Annotated in this window: 16 protein-coding genes; 12 read left to right on the top strand and 4 right to left on the bottom strand. The window is 61.6% G+C overall.

Going from position 1 to position 16,408, the window contains the following annotated elements; genetic code table 11:
- The first annotated feature begins 61 nt into the window (after positions 1-61).
- Positions 62-2,425, top strand: coding sequence for an adenosylcobalamin-dependent ribonucleoside-diphosphate reductase (locus AC2D8V_RS12090; protein ID WP_484733906.1), 2,364 nt, complete (start codon positions 62-64; stop codon positions 2,423-2,425).
- A 293-nt stretch (positions 2,426-2,718) separates the two neighbouring features.
- Positions 2,719-3,786, top strand: coding sequence for a Hint domain-containing protein (locus AC2D8V_RS12085; RefSeq protein WP_484733776.1), 1,068 nt, complete (start codon positions 2,719-2,721; stop codon positions 3,784-3,786).
- A 17-nt stretch (positions 3,787-3,803) separates the two neighbouring features.
- On the opposite strand, the gene AC2D8V_RS12080 is transcribed toward AC2D8V_RS12085, so the two are convergent.
- A complete protein-coding gene (locus AC2D8V_RS12080; protein WP_484733775.1) occupies positions 3,804-4,379 on the bottom strand; it encodes a TlpA disulfide reductase family protein in 576 nt (191 codons plus the stop codon).
- Between the two features lie 23 nt (positions 4,380-4,402).
- Here AC2D8V_RS12080 and argH point away from each other — a divergent pair, with 23 nt between their 5' ends.
- The 6 genes from argH (at position 4,403) to AC2D8V_RS12050 (ending at position 10,492) form a co-directional block, all read left to right on the top strand.
- Positions 4,403-5,806, top strand: a complete 1,404-nt coding sequence (gene argH / locus AC2D8V_RS12075; RefSeq protein ID WP_484733774.1) for an argininosuccinate lyase — start codon at positions 4,403-4,405, stop codon at positions 5,804-5,806.
- Positions 5,803-6,012 (top strand): hypothetical protein, encoded by a 210-nt coding sequence (locus AC2D8V_RS12070; protein ID WP_484733773.1) that lies wholly within the window; start codon positions 5,803-5,805, stop codon positions 6,010-6,012. The genes argH and AC2D8V_RS12070 overlap by 4 nt, the downstream gene beginning before the upstream one ends.
- Positions 6,003-6,170 (top strand): hypothetical protein, encoded by a 168-nt coding sequence (locus AC2D8V_RS12065; protein ID WP_484733772.1) that lies wholly within the window; start codon positions 6,003-6,005, stop codon positions 6,168-6,170. The genes AC2D8V_RS12070 and AC2D8V_RS12065 overlap by 10 nt, the downstream gene beginning before the upstream one ends.
- Positions 6,171-6,174: 4 nt before the next feature.
- Positions 6,175-6,489: a DUF2834 domain-containing protein gene (locus tag AC2D8V_RS12060; protein ID WP_484733771.1), complete on the top strand. Its 315-nt coding sequence runs from the start codon at positions 6,175-6,177 to the stop codon at positions 6,487-6,489.
- Between the two features lie 82 nt (positions 6,490-6,571).
- On the top strand, positions 6,572-7,837 hold the full coding sequence (lysA, locus tag AC2D8V_RS12055) for a diaminopimelate decarboxylase (protein ID WP_484733770.1): 1,266 nt from the start codon (positions 6,572-6,574) through the stop codon (positions 7,835-7,837).
- A gap of 42 nt (positions 7,838-7,879) precedes the next feature.
- Positions 7,880-10,492, top strand: a complete 2,613-nt coding sequence (locus AC2D8V_RS12050; protein WP_484733769.1) for a TIGR02302 family protein — start codon at positions 7,880-7,882, stop codon at positions 10,490-10,492.
- A 12-nt stretch (positions 10,493-10,504) separates the two neighbouring features.
- On the opposite strand, the gene AC2D8V_RS12045 is transcribed toward AC2D8V_RS12050, so the two are convergent.
- The gene (locus AC2D8V_RS12045; protein ID WP_484733768.1) at positions 10,505-11,368 is read right to left on the bottom strand and encodes a zinc-ribbon domain-containing protein; all 864 of its coding nucleotides are present in this window, start codon (positions 11,366-11,368) and stop codon (positions 10,505-10,507) included.
- Positions 11,369-11,532: 164 nt separating this feature from the next.
- Here AC2D8V_RS12045 and AC2D8V_RS12040 point away from each other — a divergent pair, with 164 nt between their 5' ends.
- The 4 genes from AC2D8V_RS12040 to AC2D8V_RS12025 are packed head-to-tail and all read left to right on the top strand — an operon-like array spanning position 11,533 to position 14,444.
- A complete protein-coding gene (locus AC2D8V_RS12040) occupies positions 11,533-12,210 on the top strand; it encodes a cell division ATP-binding protein FtsE (RefSeq protein WP_484733767.1) in 678 nt (225 codons plus the stop codon).
- Complete coding sequence (locus AC2D8V_RS12035; RefSeq protein WP_484733766.1) at positions 12,207-13,109, top strand: cell division protein FtsX; 903 nt, start codon at positions 12,207-12,209, stop codon at positions 13,107-13,109. The genes AC2D8V_RS12040 and AC2D8V_RS12035 overlap by 4 nt, the downstream gene beginning before the upstream one ends.
- Positions 13,109-13,849, top strand: coding sequence for a lysophospholipid acyltransferase family protein (locus AC2D8V_RS12030; protein WP_484733765.1), 741 nt, complete (start codon positions 13,109-13,111; stop codon positions 13,847-13,849). Before AC2D8V_RS12035 ends, AC2D8V_RS12030 begins: the two co-directional genes overlap by 1 nt.
- On the top strand, positions 13,833-14,444 hold the full coding sequence (locus AC2D8V_RS12025) for a pyridoxamine 5'-phosphate oxidase family protein (RefSeq protein WP_484733764.1): 612 nt from the start codon (positions 13,833-13,835) through the stop codon (positions 14,442-14,444). Before AC2D8V_RS12030 ends, AC2D8V_RS12025 begins: the two co-directional genes overlap by 17 nt.
- Before the next feature lie 51 nt (positions 14,445-14,495).
- On the opposite strand, the gene lpdA is transcribed toward AC2D8V_RS12025, so the two are convergent.
- Both lpdA and AC2D8V_RS12015 read right to left on the bottom strand, forming a co-directional pair.
- Positions 14,496-15,884: a dihydrolipoyl dehydrogenase gene (gene lpdA, locus AC2D8V_RS12020; protein WP_484733763.1), complete on the bottom strand. Its 1,389-nt coding sequence runs from the start codon at positions 15,882-15,884 to the stop codon at positions 14,496-14,498.
- A 116-nt stretch (positions 15,885-16,000) separates the two neighbouring features.
- Entirely contained in the window at positions 16,001-16,390 is a 390-nt protein-coding gene (locus AC2D8V_RS12015; RefSeq protein ID WP_484733762.1) for an MAPEG family protein, read from the bottom strand.
- Between the last annotated feature and the right edge of the window lie 18 nt (positions 16,391-16,408).

The raw sequence follows: 16,408 nt of genomic DNA, 5'->3' as shown, positions 1-16,408 counted from the left end.
ACCCTCAATGCCTTGTGTATTTGTCCACACAAAACTGTGGATAACCTTTGGAGACCGCACCGTGTCAGCCTTTGCCGCCCCGATCGCCGAACAAATTTGGGATATGAAATACCGTTTCAAGGATGCAGATGGCACGCCGCGCGATGTCACGGTTGAAGACACGTGGCGGCGCATTGCACGCGATCTGGCGCGGGTCGAAGAAAACCCTGCGCACTGGGAAGAGAAATTCTACAGCGCGCTGGAAGACTTCAAATACCTGCCGGCCGGTCGGATCACTGCCGGTGCCGGAACCGCGCGACAGGTCACGCTGTTCAACTGTTTTGTCATGGGGACGGTGCCCGACAGCATGGGCGGCATTTTCGACATGTTGAAAGAGGCGGCTCTCACCATGCAACAGGGTGGCGGTATCGGGTACGACTTTTCTACGATCCGGCCAAAGGGGGCGGATGTGCACGGGGTGGCGGCGGATGCCTCCGGGCCGCTGTCTTTCATGGATGTCTGGGATGCGATGTGCCGGACAATCATGTCGGCAGGCTCGCGCCGCGGCGCGATGATGGCCACCATGCGGTGCGATCATCCGGATGTGGAAGATTTCATCGCGGCCAAGTCGGATCCCGCGCGGTTGCGCATGTTCAACATGTCGGTGCTGGTGACGGATGATTTCATGTCAGCGGTCAAGGCCGACGGCGTCTGGGAACTGATCTTTGACGGAAAGGTCTACCGCACGGTACAGGCGCGCGACCTGTGGAACCGCATCATGCAGGCCACCTACGACTATGCCGAACCCGGAGTTATTTTTATCGATCGCATCAATCAGGCGAATAATCTGAGCTATTGCGAAACCATTGCGGCCACCAATCCCTGCGGCGAACAACCCCTGCCACCCTACGGGGCCTGCCTGTTGGGGTCGATCAACCTTGCCCGGCTGGTGACGGATGCCTTTGAAGAAACTGCGGCGCTCGACGAAAGCGCTTTGGGAGATCTGGTCGCGGTCGCCGTGCGCATGATGGACAACGTTGTCGACGCGTCGAAATTCCCGCTGGAAGCGCAAGCCGCCGAGGCACAGGCAAAGCGGCGCATCGGGCTTGGCGTCACCGGGCTCGCCGATGCGCTGCTCATGGTCGGCCTGCGCTATGGTTCCGACGAGGCGGCGCGTCAGACCGAACGCTGGTTGCGCGCGATCGCCCGCGCCGCGTATCTGGCGTCGGTGCAATTGGCAAAGGAGAAAGGCGCTTTCCCGCTGTTCGACGCTGACGCCTACCTCGCCTCGGGAACCATGCAAGCTATGGACGAGGACGTGTGCGACGCAGTGCGCACCCACGGCATCCGCAACGCGCTGCTTACCTCAATCGCGCCCACAGGCACCATTAGCCTCTACGCGGGCAATGTCTCCTCCGGTATTGAACCGGTCTTTGCCTACGCCTACACCCGCAAGGTGCTGCAAAAGGACGGCAGCCGGACCGAAGAAGAAGTGGTGGACTACGCGGTGCAGCTGTGGCGCGAGAAATTCGGCGATGCCGAGCTGCCCGACTATTTCGTCAACGCCCAAACCCTCGCGCCGCTCGATCATGTCAAGATGCAGGCCGCGGCCCAGAAATGGGTCGACAGCTCGATCTCCAAAACGATCAACTGCCCCGAAGACATCTCCTTTGACGCCTTCAAGGATGTCTACATGGAGGCCTGGGATACCGGTTGCAAAGGCTGCACCACATACCGCCCCAATGCCGTGACCGGCAGTGTCCTGAGCGTAGCCGAAGAAAAACCATCCCAAAGCTCCTCTCATCTTGCCGAAAAAACTCCGGGGGAGACGCGCGACAGCGCGTCGGGGGCAGAGCCCCCGGCCACCGTCTCTGCCGGAACCGCCGCCCAGGGCGGCACTGCATTTGGTGCCGGCGAAGTCGTCTATATGTCCGAACCGCTGGACCGGCCGAGTGAGTTGGAAGGCAACACCTACAAGGTCAAATGGCCCGACAGCGAACACGCGCTTTACATCACCATCAACGACATCGTGCTGGGTGGACGCCGCCGCCCGTTTGAAGTCTTCATCAATTCCAAAAACATGGAGCATTTCGCCTGGACTGTAGCGCTGACACGGATGATCTCCGCAGTATTCCGGCGCGGCGGCGACGTCAGCTTTGTGGTGGAAGAACTCAAGGCCGTGTTCGACCCACGGGGCGGTGCGTGGATGCAGGGCAAATACATCCCGTCGATCCTCGCGGCCATCGGTGGGGTCATCGAGCAGCATATGATTGCCACAGGCTTTATCGAGGGCGAGGGCATGGGGCTCAAATCCGACCCGCAGGCGCAGGTGGTGGGTCTGGAAAACCAGCGGGGTCAGGCGTGCAGCAGTTGCGGCCAATATGACCTGCGCATGGTCGAGGGCTGCATGACCTGCGGCGCCTGTGGCTACTCCAAATGCGGATAGCGGTTCGTCTTGCGACAGCCAGACCGGCGGCCACCGCCGTCTGATCTGGCCGGGACCGCGCAGGCTTGCCGCTGCCCCGCAAAATCTGCCGCGCTGCGTTTGCCGGCGCGGGGCGAGCCGATAATGCTTATACTTGTCTCTATTGGGCGTGTACTCAATCAAAGGTTGCCAGCGGCTGCCTGCAGTCGATCTTTTTTGCAACACTCTGGAATCGCGCGAATTTTTTCCTTAACAGACCGCGCCGAACTGGTTAACGCTTCGTTAATAATAAAAAACGGCAGGTATTGAGGCACATGAAGACGGGCTTTCGCGGCACGTTCGTCATATCTTGGTCGCAGACGGAAGTGGACGGTCTGGACGCCGCCCCTGTGGATGCGCTCACCGTCGGGGCCGCCTGGTCCTGGCGCGGCGATGCCGTTCAGGTTGACGGCCAAGCGGGCATTTTACGGCTGGACAGGGCAGACGGGTCAGAGCAGTTGCGCAAGCGCGCGGCGCGCATGGTGCACCGACTGGTCGGCGCAGCGCTTGATCCCGGCGCAGGCATGCGGCCTGATGACGAAACCCTCGACGCAGCGCTCGGCGACAGCAGTTTTGTGGTGACGGACGGGGCGCAAAGCTACACTGTCACCCTCATCAACATCGGGCGCGGTACACAGCCTCTGCTGATGTTTCTGGACGAATTGCCGCCGCGCCACACCGACCTTTGGGTTGTCCACCACACATTGGGCGCGCGCCCCAAGTCAGACAACGCGCCGGACAGCGGCGGGGTGATCTGCTTTACGCCCGGTACACTGATTGCCACGCCCTACGGCGGCAAGCCGGTCGAGGCGTTGCGCGTCGGTGATCTGGTGCAGACAAAGGACAACGGGGCACAGCCCGTTGAGTGGATCGGCAGCCGCCACATGACCGGCGCTAGACTGTTCGCCATGCCCCGGTTGCGCCCGGTGCGGATCCGCGCAGGTGCACTGGGCATCAAGTGCCCCAGTCGGGAGTTATTGGTCTCGCCCGAGCACCGGATGCTGCTGAAAGGCGCGATGGCGCGGGATTTGTTCAACACGGCCGAAGTACTTGTCGCGGCAAAAGACCTGATCAACGGTGGCCTGATCGCTACCGACACCCAGTCGGCGGCTGTGACCTACATCCACCTGTTGCTCCCCAGTCATAACATTCTTTGGGCCAACGGTGTCGAGACTGAAAGCTTTCACCCGGCCAACACCGCGCTTGCGAGCATCGCAGATGCAGATCGCGCCCGGCTTTTGGCGCAGCACCCCGATCTGGCCTTTGATCCACATACCTATGGGGGCTTTGCGCGGCGCAACCTGACCGCGCCCGAGGCTGCGATCCTGCTGCGCGCGGCCTGATCGCGCCGGAACCGCGTTTAGCCGGGGCGGTCGAGGATCGTCGTGATGATCGCCTTGGCATTGTCAGACGCCCAGTCTGCATCACCACGCAGACGCGCAATCTCGCGGCCATCAGGATCGATCAGCACGGTAATCGGCAGCCCGAAAATGCCCATTTGCGCTGCCAGCGACTGTCTCGGGTCTTGATGCCGGGGCAGGTTGTCAACGCCGATCTCTTCGAAGAACTTTGCAATACCTGCGGGCGAATTCCGGCCTGTCGCGATGGTCAGCACCTCGAAATCGTCGCCGCCGAACTCGCTTTGCAGTTCTGACAGGTGCGGCATTTCCTTTCGGCAGGGGGCACACCACGTCGCCCAGAAGTTCAACAGCACATACTTGCCGCGATAATCCTTGAGTGTGGCCTGACCTGCGCCATCAGCCAGATCGAAGGCCGCATTGGACGTGGCCTGCGGGCTGCTGTGAAAAACCAGTTTCTTCATATCGCCGTCGCGCATCAGTTCGGCGGCGTCAATATCCGCCGCGAGGGGGGCGGCCCCGGCGATTGCACCAAGCGAAAGGGCCGTATAAAGGATCGCAGAAACCAAATTCTTCATTTTCCCTCCAAAGGGTGATCTTCATGACTGACACGCCGCACCAGAAGTCCTCCAACCAGATGTGGGGTGGCCGTTTTGCTGCCGGTCCGGATGCGATCATGGAAGCAATTAATGCCTCGATCGGCTTCGACAAGCGGTTGGCGGCACAGGACATCGCAGGTTCGCGTGCACATGCCGCAATGCTGGGTGCGACAGGCATCTTGCAAGCTAACGACGTCGAGGCCATTCGGGAAGGGCTGCTCACGGTCTTGTCAGAAATAGAAGCCGGGGAGTTCCAGTTTTCCGCTGCACTGGAAGACATTCATATGAACGTCGAGGCGCGTCTCAAGGAGATCATCGGAGAGCCTGCGGGCCGTTTGCACACCGGACGGAGCCGAAACGATCAGGTTGCGACCGACTTCAAGCTGTGGGTTCGTGACCAGCTAGACGCAGCGGAGGGCGGGTTGCTCGCGCTGATCCGTGCCTTGCTGGAGCAGGCCGAAGCAGGCGCGGAATGGGTGATGCCGGGCTTTACCCACTTGCAAACGGCGCAGCCGGTCACCTGGGGTCATCATATGATGGCCTATGTCGAGATGTTTGGCCGCGACCTCGGCCGTGTGCGTGACGCGCGCGCAAGGATGAACACCTCGCCATTGGGCGCGGCAGCGCTGGCGGGAACGTCATTCCCCATCGACCGGCACATGACCGCCGAAGCGCTGGGCTTTGATTCGCCGGCGGCAAACTCGCTCGATGCCGTATCGGATCGGGATTTTGCTCTCGAGTTTCTGGGCGTGGCGAGCATCTGCGCGGTGCACCTCAGCCGGTTTGCCGAAGAGTTGGTGATCTGGTCTTCGGCGCAGTTCCGTTTTGTGACCCTGTCAGACCGGTTCTCGACCGGTTCGTCGATCATGCCGCAGAAGAAAAACCCGGACGCAGCAGAACTGATCCGCGCCAAGGTCGGGCGCATCTTTGGCGCGAACACGGCGCTGATGATGGTGATGAAGGGGCTGCCGCTTGCGTATTCAAAGGACATGCAGGAAGACAAGGAACAGGTCTTTGACGCGGCGGATAACCTGATGCTGGCGCTTGCGGCGATGACCGGGATGGTCAGCGACATGACTGCGAACCGCGACAGCCTTGCCGCTGCTGCCGGCTCTGGATTTTCGACAGCAACCGATCTGGCAGACTGGCTGGTCCGTGTGCTTGGGTTGCCGTTTCGCGACGCACACCACGTCACCGGCAGCCTTGTGGCACTGGCAGAAAGCAAGGGCTGTGACCTGCCAGATTTGTCGCTATCCGACATGCAATCGGCCCACAAAGGCATCACCGAGGCGGTATTTGACGTGCTCGGGGTAGAAAATTCGGTCAATAGTCGCATATCTTATGGAGGTACTGCACCTCTTCGCGTCCGCGAGCAGGTTGCCCGCTGGAAGGAAATAGTGTCGTGATCCGTGTTGTTCTTGCGTTGGTTTTGATGGCTGGTGTCGCCGCTTGCGGCGTTGACGGAGAACCGGTGCCGCCTGAGCCGACGCAACCTGCACCGCCACCGCAGGTGACCGGCGGGGTCACAATTTCGAACAACGGGATTTATCCCTCGATCGGCGTGTCACAGGGGTGGTGGTCCGTCAATATCGGGCGGGGATCATGGTGGTAGTACGCGTTTTCGCCATTGTTTTCGCATTTGGCGCGCTATCTGCATGCACCGGTAACGGGACGTCCCGCACCACATCCGAACCGCCTGCCGCATCGCCCCCGCAAAACGGGATCAGCATCACCGGAGAAGCTCGTGTGGGTGTCGTAAAAGGAGGCTGAGGCCATGATGCCGATGCGAATGGTATTTCTGGCGCTGGCCATTTGGGGCGCCATCCATCCGATGTATTATTTCATCTCTTACATGCAGGAGACGGGCACAGGTCTGTCCGGACTGATCGACGCATGGTACGTCAATGCCTCTACGCATGGGCTCGTGTGGGATCTGACGATTGCCGCCATTGCCCTGACCATCTGGTGTCTTGTCGAAAGCATTCAGGCCCGCCGCTGGATCGGTCTGATCGCCATTCCCGCGACCTTTTGCATCGGCGTAAGCTGCGGCTTGCCCTTGTATCTTTTTCTGCGCAGCAAACCGGCCTGACCTGCCATCGCCGGGGGTGATTGAAGCGCGCCGCACTTCCGGTTATTGACGCGCAACTTGTCTTTCCTGTCGGAGCCTGCGGATGGATCATTTTCTTTATAAAAACGGTGCCTTGCACGCCGAAGACGTGCCGGTTGCCGAGATTGCCGCCGCCGTGGGCACGCCGTTTTACGTCTACTCGACCGCGACGCTGCTGCGCCACTACCAGCTTTTCGACGAAGCACTGACAGGCACCGATCACCTTGTCTGCTATGCGATGAAGGCGGCTTCCAATCAGGCGATCCTGAAAACGCTGGCGCAGGCCGGTGCCGGCATGGATGTGGTTTCCGGTGGAGAGTACATGCGCGCGAAGGCCGCGGGCGTGCCGGGCGAGCGCATCGTCTTTTCCGGCGTGGGCAAAACCGCGGCAGAGATACGGCTTGCGCTGGAGGGCGGCATCCGCCAGTTCAACGTCGAATCCGAGCCGGAAATGCATGTGTTGAATGAAACCGCGCTTGCCATGGGGGTGACCGCGCCGATCACCATTCGCGTCAATCCGGATGTGGACGCCAAAACCCACGCCAAGATCGCCACCGGCAAGTCGGAGAACAAATTCGGGATCCCGATTTCGCGCGCCCGCGAGGTCTATGCGCTGGCGGCGTCGATGAAGGGGCTCGAAGTTGTGGGGATCGACGTGCACATTGGCAGCCAGCTTACCGATCTGGCGCCATTTGAACTGGCCTATCAGAAAGTGGCCGAACTGACGGAAATGCTGCGGGCGGACGGGCACACCATCCGGCGGCTCGATCTGGGCGGCGGGCTGGGCATTCCCTATGCGCGCGACAATCAGGCTCCGCCCCTGCCGATGGATTACGGCGCCATGGTCAAGCGCACGCTGGGTCACCTCGACTGCGAGATCGAAATCGAACCGGGCCGGCTGATCGCTGGCAACGCCGGGTTAATGGTTTCTGAAGTAATCTATGTGAAGTCTGGCGAAGGTCGGGATTTCCTGATCATCGACGGCGCCATGAACGATCTGATCCGACCGGCCATGTATGAAGCGTATCACGATATTATCCCGGTGGTGGAGCCGGCACCCGGTACCGAGCCGGTCAAGTTCGATATTGTCGGACCGGTCTGCGAATCTGGTGACACCTTTGCCAAGGAGCGGATGATGCCGCCCGTGACCGCAGGGGCACTTGTCGCCTTTCGTTCTGCAGGCGCATATGGCGCGGTAATGAGCAGTGAATACAATTCGCGGCCTCTTATTCCGGAGGTTTTGGTGAAAGACGATCAATTTGCGGTTATCCGCCGACGTCCGACCTTTGACGAAATGATAAATCGAGATACCATTCCTGAATGGCTCTGATGTGACGCGCGCGCCAGAGCCCCCCAAGGCGGAGCAGTGAATATGGCGACATTTTCCAAGGCCGATGCGGAACGCACCCTGAAAGCGGTGCGATGGCCCTTGCGTCTGACCTGGGGGGGGATGTTCGCCGAGAAACTTGTTCAGAGCCTTTGGCCGCTGATGACGGTGGTGCTGCTGGTTCTGGCGGCGTTGATGCTGGGTCTGCAGGACAGCGTGGTGGTCGAGGTGGTCTGGACCGCCGTGGTGGTTGCAAGCTTTGCCGGCGTGGCAGCGCTGATCTACGCGTTTCTTCATTTTCGCGTGCCGACGCGGGCGCAGGCCATGGCACGGCTGGATGCCAGCCTACCGGGGCGGCCTCTGACGGCACTTCTCGACACGCAGGCAATCGGCGCGGAAGATGAAACTTCGGCTGCGGTCTGGCGGGCGCACAAGGCACGGATGGCCAAGCGGGCCGCGGAAGCAAACGCTGTCCCCGCTGACTTGCGGATTTCTTCGCGCGACCCTTATGCCTTGCGTTATCTGGCGGTGATGCTGTTTGGCATAGCGCTGCTGTTCGGATCGATCTGGCGCGTCGGATCGGTGGCCGAGATGACCCCCGGCGGCGGCGGTTTGGCAAGCGGGCCGGTCTGGGAAGGCTGGGCGGAAAGCCCGCGCTACACCCGCAAGCCCACCATCTATCTCAATGATATTCCCGAAGGCCCGCTTTCGGTTCCGGCGGGCAGCCTCATCACGGTGCGTATGTACGGCGAAGTGGGCGCGCTGACCCTTTCCGAGACCGTCTCGGGGCGTACGGAGGTCACCGCCGCGTCGGACCCGGCGCAGGACTTTACCGTGGTGCAAAGTGGCGAAATTACCATCAACGGTCCAGGCGGGCGTTCGTGGCAGATCGACGTGATCCCCGACAGCGCGCCCGAGATCGCGATACTGTCGAACCCCGATGCCTCGGCCATGGGCGAGATGACGCTGCCCTTTGAGGCGCGTGATGACTACGGCGTTGAGGCGGGTGAAGCGCAGTTCACGGTTGATCTGGTTGCCGTCGACCGGCGGTACGGGTTGACGATTGATCCCGAGGCGCGCCCCGATCTCGTGGTGCCTCTGCCGATGCCGATCGCGGGTGATCGGGCTGAGTTTGAAGAAAACCTTATCGAAGACTTTTCGCAGCACCCGTGGGCAAACCTGCCTGTGCTTGCGCGGCTTTCGGCGCTGGACGGGGCGGAGCAGCAATTCGTGACCGAACCGCGTGCGATGGTGCTGCCGGGACGGCGGTTCTTTGACCCGCTGGCGGCGGCGATCATCGAGGCGCGGCGGGATCTTTTGTGGTCGCGGGCCAACAGCCCGATGATCGCGCAGGTGATGCGTGCGGTGTCCTACGTGCCCGAGGATGTGTTTCGCAAGGAGACCGATGCGTTGCGTTTGCGCCGGATCGTTACGGCGCTGGAATTTCATGCCAAACACGGCATGAGCGACGAGAAGCGGGACGCGCTTGCGGCGGATCTCTGGGATCTTGCGTTGCTGCTGGAGGATGGCGATCTGGCGGACGCGGCAGAGCGGATGCGCCGCGCGCAGGAGCGGCTGAACGAGGCGATCAAAAACGGCGCGACGGACGAGGAGATTGCCGAGCTGATGCGCGAGCTGCGGCGGGCGACCGAGGACTACCTTGAGCAACTCTCGCGGCAGGCGCAGCGCGACCAGCAGAACGGAGACCAGCAGGAGGGCGCGCCGCAAAACGGGCAGCAACTGACGCAGGACGATCTGCAGCGCATGATGGATCGCATTCAGGAACTGATGGAGCAGGGCCGGATGGCCGAAGCACAGCAGGCGCTGCAAGAGCTTCAGCAGATGATGGAGAACATGCGTGTCACGCAAGGTCAGCAGGGTCAGGGCGGTCAAAGCCCCGGCGAGCAGGCCATGGAGGGGCTGTCAGAGACCTTGCGCGAGCAGCAGGGGCTGAGCGATCAGGCTTTCCGCGATTTGCAGGAGCAATTCGACCCGAATGCGCAAACTGGCGAAAATCAGGGCAACGAGGGCCGCAATGGTGGTCAGGGACGTGGCCAGCAGCATGAAGGGCAAACACCCGGCCAGGGACAGGGCAGCCAGCAGGGGCAAGCCCCGAACGGTGGTCAGCAGCAACAAGGTCAGGGCAGCGAACAGGGCGGTGCCGACGGCAGCATCGCTGATCGTCAGCGCGCCCTGCGCGAAGAGTTGCGTCGTCAGCAGGGCAATCTGCCGGGTGCCGGCACCCCCGAGGGCGACGCCGCGCGCGATGCACTCGACCGGGCCGGACGGGCCATGGACGGTGCCGAAGATGCGTTGCGCCAGAATGACCTTGCCGAGGCAATCGACAATCAGGGTCAAGCGATGGAAGCGCTGCGCGAAGGCATGCGTGCCTTGGGCGAGATGATGTCAGAGCAGCGGCAAAACGCGCAGCCAGGGCAGGGCCAGCAAGAATCAGACCGCCGCGCCGACAGCCGCGACCCGCTGGGGCGCGAATCCGGCAATTCGGGCACGCAGGGCGATGACAGCCCGCTGGCGCTCAACGAAGATGCCTATGGCCGCGCACAAGAGCTGCTGGACGAGATTCGCCGCCGTTCTGGCGAGGTTGACCGGCCCGAGGTCGAACGCAATTACCTTGACCGGCTGCTCGACCGTTTCTAGCAGCGAAAAGCTTTACTGACCGTTGGAGGAGGCTGCTGCTGCGTCAAGCCAACTGAGCAGCGACGAAATCTGCGCGTCCAGCCACATACGCCAGCTGTCGATCATTGCCACGTACCCCGTCAGAACAGGCTCCAGCGCGGGTACAGCCTCTGCCAGTTGGGGGGCATAGGTGTAGAGCAGCGCCAGCACTGCAATAAGCGCGATGGTCAGGATGAAACCCCGCCGCGAACTGCGCTTTTCCTGCACTTCGATCTGCGCGGTCTGGCCCGGGTCTGTCCCCGGAGAACGCGCACTGTTCGAGCGCAGCGTCGAATTGATCTCTTCGATATCCGGCAACAGATCGCGGCGCGAGCCAAGCGCTGCTGCGGCCGCGGCGGCGCTCTCGCTCTCAGTGGGTTCACCGCGCATGCGGGCCATCCGGTCGCGCGCTTCCTGCGCGCGCTTGTCCGCTTCTTCGCCGCTTTCTTCGATCAGCCCCAGATCAGGCTGGCTTTCCATTGCGGTTGATTCTGACTGCCGTGCGCGGGCTTCGCGTTCTGCCTCTTCGCGCAGCACGTCTGCCACTGACGGGTCCAGATCACGCCTTGGGCGCGGGGGCGGTCCGTCCGGTTCGAACGTGGGCACGTCCGCCACCGGATCAAGGGCAGGTTCCGGCTCCGGTTCGGGTTCCGGATCAGCGAGGTCCTCCGGGCGGATGATCTCTTCGTCTTCGAGGTCTTCTTCCGACCAGGCGACATCGCGCGCCACAAGAGCATCGGGATGATCCTGAAACCATGTCTGGCCGCAGTTCGAACACTGCACGTCGCGCCCCTCGGGCGGCATTACGTCTTCCGGTACTTCGTATTGCGCATCGCAATTCGGACAGATCAATCGCATTATGGATCCTGCTGCTTCGTTGCCCCAAGGGTTTCTTTTTCGGCGATCATATGGCGAAGCACTCTGCGCGAAAAGTGTTAACTGACCACAAAGCTGCAAGTGATGCATTGAAACCAGACCGGCGCTAGGGCAAAACAGCCCGAAGCAAAAAAATCGGAGGCATCATGATCGAGCTGAACGCTGTCGCCTACAGCTACAGTGGCGAGGCCCTGTTCACGGATATCTCGCTGGACCTGACGCCCGGGTCGTTTCACTTTCTGACCGGACCCTCGGGCGCGGGTAAGACTACGTTGCTCAAGCTGTGCTACGGCGCGTTGACGCCGACCCAAGGGCAGGTCAGCGCCTTTGGCGAAGACCTTTCAACGCTTGACCGCGATGCCATGGCGGCGCTGCGTCGCCGTGTCGGTGTGGTCCATCAGGACTGCCAGTTTCTCGACCACTTGCCGGTCTTCGAAAACATTGCCTTGCCGCTCAGCGCGTCCGGGCGCAGTCTGGACGACGCGCGTGAGGATCTGGCAGAGCTGATGGGGTGGGTCGGGTTGACGCATCGGGCGCACGCGCTGCCGCCGGAACTGTCCGGGGGGGAGCGCCAGCGCGCTGCACTTGCGCGCGGCGTCATCATGTCGCCCGATGTCGTGATTGCTGACGAACCTACCGGCAACGTGGACTGGGAGATGTCGCAGCGTCTGCTGCGTTTGCTGGTCGAGTTGAACAAGATGGGCAAGACCGTGTTGATCGCCACGCACGATCTGAGCCTCATTCGCGCCGCCAAGACCCACGTACAGGCGCGGGTTCTGCGCATTGCCAACGGGCGGGTGCAACTGGCAGGAGCGGATCTATGAACTTTATAAATTCGCTGACATCGACACTGCGCCCGGATCCCAATGCGGATCGGGTGGTGCCGCCCTCCGGGTTCACGGCCCGGCTGACGATTTTTGCAGCGGCAGCGATGGCATTTCTGGCCGTTTTTGCGATGGCGCTGGCAGTAGCCTCAGGCCGGTTGGCAACAAGCTGGGAAGCGGAATTGGCCAATACCTCAACCATCCGCATTACGGCCCCCGCAGAGGAACGCGCAGCGCAGACCGATCTGGTGATGCGCATTCTGGAATCGACCGCGGGTGTCGCCTTTGCGCGTGCATTGACACCCGACGAGCAGCAAGAGCTGTTGGCCCCGTGGTTTGGTGCCGATTTCGACCTTGCGGCGTTGCCTGTGCCGCAGCTGGTAGAAGTGATCCATGAAGATACCGGCTTTGACGCGGAAGGGCTGCGGCTGAGGCTGGCGGCGGAGGTGCCCGCGGCGGCACTCGACACCCATGATGCGTGGCGCGGCCCGCTTGTTGCCGCGGCCAACCGGCTGCGGTCGTTGGGCTGGGTGTCTGCCCTTTTGCTCGGGTTGAGCACGGCGGCGATGGTGACGCTGGCTGCGCAATCGTCGCTTGCGGCCAACGCGCAGGTGATTGCGGTGCTGCGGCTGGTGGGGGCAACCGATCACTTTATCGCGCGGGCCTTTGTGCGGCGGTTTACGTTGCGTGCCTTGGGCGGGGCGGCGGTTGGCACCGCACTCGGGATGGTGATCGTCCGCTCGCTGCCGGGTGCAGCAGACCGGGCGGGCTTTCTCACCGGCGCGGGGTTTGTCGGGGCCGAGTGGCTTTTGCCGCTGTTCATCCCGCTTTTGGCGGGCATCACCGCGTTTGCCGCGACACGCTGGGCTGCGTATCGCGCGTTGGGAGGTTTGGGATAATGCTGCAATACCTGCGATCGATTGTCTTCATCGCTCAGATGTATGTCGCCATGCCGCTTATCGGGATCGCCTTTGCGCCATGGGCCCTGTTTAGCAGGCGTGGCGCTTATGCGGCGTGCAAGACGTATTCCCGGTATGTGTTCTGGACGGCCCGGTGGATGGTCGGCATGCGCTGCGAGGTGCGCGGCGACGTGCCAGAGGGAGAAGTGGTGATCGCGGCAAAGCACCAGTCGTTTCTGGATATCATGATGATCTTTACCGCGCTGCCGGCCGGCAAGTTCATCATGAAAAAGGAAATCCTGTGGATGCCGGTGATCGGAAATTACGCCCGCAGTCTTGGGTGTATTCCGGTCGACAGGGGCAAGCGTGGCAAAGCCATTTCCAAGATGATAGAGGACGTCGAAGCAGGGCGGATCGAGCCCGGACAACTGATCATCTATTCACAAGGCACCCGTGTCGCACCGGGGGCCAAGATGCCCTACAAGGTCGGCACCGGTGTGCTTTACGAACAACTTGGTCAGCCTTGTGTGCCGGTCGCGACCAACGTAGGCGTGCTGTGGCCAAAACACGGGTTACTGCGCAAGCCGGGAACTGCCGTTGTGGAGTTTCTGCCGGCCATTGCACCGGGCGTGCCGCGTGATGTGTTTATGGCCGAACTGGAGCAAACGGTAGAGAGCCGGTCTGACGCATTGATGGCCGAGGCTGGATTTACAGGTGTGGCGGATGACCGACAGGGTTGAGACGATTGCCGCGCTTGAGGCGCTGTACGGCACGCCGGGTGCGCCGTCGCTGCGCAAGGTGGCACGCCGATTGACGCCGCTGTACCGAGAGTGGATCATGGCGTCGAAGTTTTGTGTTCTCAGCACCGTCGGACCGCAGGGCACAGACGGTAGCCCGCGCGGCGATGACGGCCCTGTGGTGCGTGAAATCGACCCCTCCACACTGGCGCTGCCGGACTGGCGGGGGAATAACCGGTTGGATTCGCTGCGTAATATCGTAGAAGACGGGCGGGTGTCGCTGATGTTCATGGTGCCTGCGTCAAACAACGTGGTGCGGGTGAACGGGCGCGCGCAACTGCGCACCGATCCGGAGTTGCGCGCGAGCTTTGAAAAGCAGGGCCGCATGCCCGCAACGGTCGTCGTTGTCTCGATCCACGAAATTTATACGCAGTGTGCGCGGGCGTTGATGCGTTCAGGTCTGTGGACGCAGTCCTCCGACGTTGCCGAGACGTTGCCGACTGCCGGCGAAATTCTGGCAGAGATGACCGACGGAGAAGAGGGCGGCAAGCCCTATGACGACGCGTGGGGTCCGCGCGCCGCCAAGACCATGTGGTAGGAAAGGCGCTGCCCGGCGGCCGACGCTGACCGCAGGGCAAGCCGATGCCGCCTAGCTGTGGATCGGCCCGTCGCCACAGGCCAGAGCGGCTTCGCGTACGGCCTCGGAATAGGTCGGGTGCGCATGGCAGGTCATCGCCAGATCTTCGGCGGATGCCCCGAATTCCATGGCGACGCAGATTTCATGGATGAGATCTCCCGCCGCAGGCCCGATGATATGTGCCCCGAGAATGCGGTCTGTGCTTTTGTCCGCAAGGATTTTCACGAAGCCGTCGGCCGCAAAGTTGGCTTTGGCCCGGCCATTCCCCATAAAACTGAACTTGCCGACCTTGTAGTCGTGGCTGGCCTCTTTCAGCGATTCTTCGGTGGCACCGACGTTGGCCACCTCCGGGTGGGTATAGATGACGCCGGGGATCACACCGTAATTCACGTGACCGTGCTTGCCCGCCACCTGTTCGGCCGCAGCCATGCCCTCGTCTTCGGCCTTGTGCGCCAGCATCGGCCCGTCGATCACGTCGCCAATGGCATAGACGCCCGGCACATTGGTTTCCCACTTGTCGTTTACTTCGATCTGTCCCCGCGGGGACATCTTTATGCCCAATGCGTCAAGCCCCAGCCCTTCGGTAAAGGGTTTGCGCCCGGTGGCGACCAGAACGACATCTGCGTCCAGCACGTGCTCGCTGTCATCCTTGCGCAGTTTGTAGTGCACTTTGGCCTTTGTCTTGGTGCTTTCGGTTTTTTGCACCGCCGCGCCCATGATGAACTCAAGGCCTTGTTTCTTCAGCGTTCTTTGGAAGGTCTTTTGTACTTCGCCGTCCATGCCCGGGGTGATTACGTCGAGGAATTCCACCACGGTCACTTCGGAGCCCAGACGTTTGTAAACCGACCCAAGCTCAAGACCGATCACACCGGCGCCGATGACCACCATCTTTTTGGGCACCTTGCCCAGTTCCAGCGCACCGGTGGAGGTGACGACAACCTTTTCATCGACCTCGACACCCGGCAGAGACGCCGGCTCCGAGCCGGAGGCGATGATGATGTTCTTGGCGTCATGCACCTCGTCACCGACTTTGACCTTGCCTCTTTCGGGGATGGAGCCCCATCCCTTGAGCCAGTCTATCTTGTTCTTTTTGAACAGAAATTCGATGCCTTTGGTGTTTTGGCCAATGGTATCTTCCTTGTAGGAAAGCATTTGCTTCCAATCGACGGAGGGGCTTTTGCCCTTGAGGCCCATGGCTGCGAAATTGTGTTCGGCTTCGTGCAGCATGTGCGAGGCATGCAGCAGCGCCTTGGAGGGGATGCAGCCGACATTCAGACAGGTCCCGCCCAGTGTCTCGCGCCCCTCGACGCAGGCAGTTTTCAGGCCAAGTTGCGCGCAGCGGATCGCGCAGACATAGCCGCCGGGGCCGGAACCGATGATGATGACGTCGTAGCTTGCCATGGTGTGTTTCCTCTAGTTCAGGACGTTCAGAGCGCGTCTGTATCGCGTCGGTGTTACGTCGGTAATTCGTCGGTGCGCAGCGCGCGGTGGGTTTGGAGACTGGTAAGAATGAGACATCAAACCAGTCCGGCGATTAACATGAGCACTGTCGCACCGAAGCCGACCAGCCAGATAACCGATCGCCAGGGTGCGAGGCCCAGCACATAGGCGGGGACGTAGGCCACGCGCGCCGCGAGATAGACCCACGCGCAGGCAGTTGTGAAGCCGGTCGACTGGCCAGACTGCGCGATGACAACACAGGCGATGGTAAACAGGATCAGCCCCTCGAAGTGGTTGTTCATCGCGCGTTGAAGCCGCCCTGCCGTGCCGGAAAGATGCACAGGCTCATCGCGCGGCCCCATCGCCTTTTTCGGGCCGACCTGCCGGTTGGCGGTGACCGAATATGCGGCGAACTGCGCGACCTGAAGCAATGCGGCCATTGTCAGTGCGGTAAGCTCTGGTGTCATGTCAGGTCCGGCCAGGCA

It is taken from the genome of Roseobacter sp. YIN89 (genome assembly GCF_057219365.1).
This window is presented reverse-complemented; position numbering and strand designations above follow the sequence as displayed.

What these genes read in the sequence shown, in the direction of transcription:
- AC2D8V_RS12085 (WP_484733776.1), top strand. Translation starts at nt 2,719, where the DNA reads ATGAAGACGGGCTTTCGCGGCACGTTCGTCATATCTTGGTCGCAGACG.
- AC2D8V_RS12080 (WP_484733775.1), bottom strand. Translation starts at nt 4,379, where the DNA reads ATGAAGAATTTGGTTTCTGCGATCCTTTATACGGCCCTTTCGCTTGGT.
- argH (WP_484733774.1), top strand. Translation starts at nt 4,403, where the DNA reads ATGACTGACACGCCGCACCAGAAGTCCTCCAACCAGATGTGGGGTGGC.
- AC2D8V_RS12065 (WP_484733772.1), top strand. Translation starts at nt 6,003, where the DNA reads ATGGTGGTAGTACGCGTTTTCGCCATTGTTTTCGCATTTGGCGCGCTA.
- AC2D8V_RS12060 (WP_484733771.1), top strand. Translation starts at nt 6,175, where the DNA reads ATGATGCCGATGCGAATGGTATTTCTGGCGCTGGCCATTTGGGGCGCC.
- lysA (WP_484733770.1), top strand. Translation starts at nt 6,572, where the DNA reads ATGGATCATTTTCTTTATAAAAACGGTGCCTTGCACGCCGAAGACGTG.
- AC2D8V_RS12050 (WP_484733769.1), top strand. Translation starts at nt 7,880, where the DNA reads ATGGCGACATTTTCCAAGGCCGATGCGGAACGCACCCTGAAAGCGGTG.
- AC2D8V_RS12045 (WP_484733768.1), bottom strand. Translation starts at nt 11,368, where the DNA reads ATGCGATTGATCTGTCCGAATTGCGATGCGCAATACGAAGTACCGGAA.
- AC2D8V_RS12040 (WP_484733767.1), top strand. Translation starts at nt 11,533, where the DNA reads ATGATCGAGCTGAACGCTGTCGCCTACAGCTACAGTGGCGAGGCCCTG.
- AC2D8V_RS12035 (WP_484733766.1), top strand. Translation starts at nt 12,207, where the DNA reads ATGAACTTTATAAATTCGCTGACATCGACACTGCGCCCGGATCCCAAT.
- AC2D8V_RS12030 (WP_484733765.1), top strand. Translation starts at nt 13,109, where the DNA reads ATGCTGCAATACCTGCGATCGATTGTCTTCATCGCTCAGATGTATGTC.
- AC2D8V_RS12025 (WP_484733764.1), top strand. Translation starts at nt 13,833, where the DNA reads ATGACCGACAGGGTTGAGACGATTGCCGCGCTTGAGGCGCTGTACGGC.
- lpdA (WP_484733763.1), bottom strand. Translation starts at nt 15,884, where the DNA reads ATGGCAAGCTACGACGTCATCATCATCGGTTCCGGCCCCGGCGGCTAT.
- AC2D8V_RS12015 (WP_484733762.1), bottom strand. Translation starts at nt 16,390, where the DNA reads ATGACACCAGAGCTTACCGCACTGACAATGGCCGCATTGCTTCAGGTC.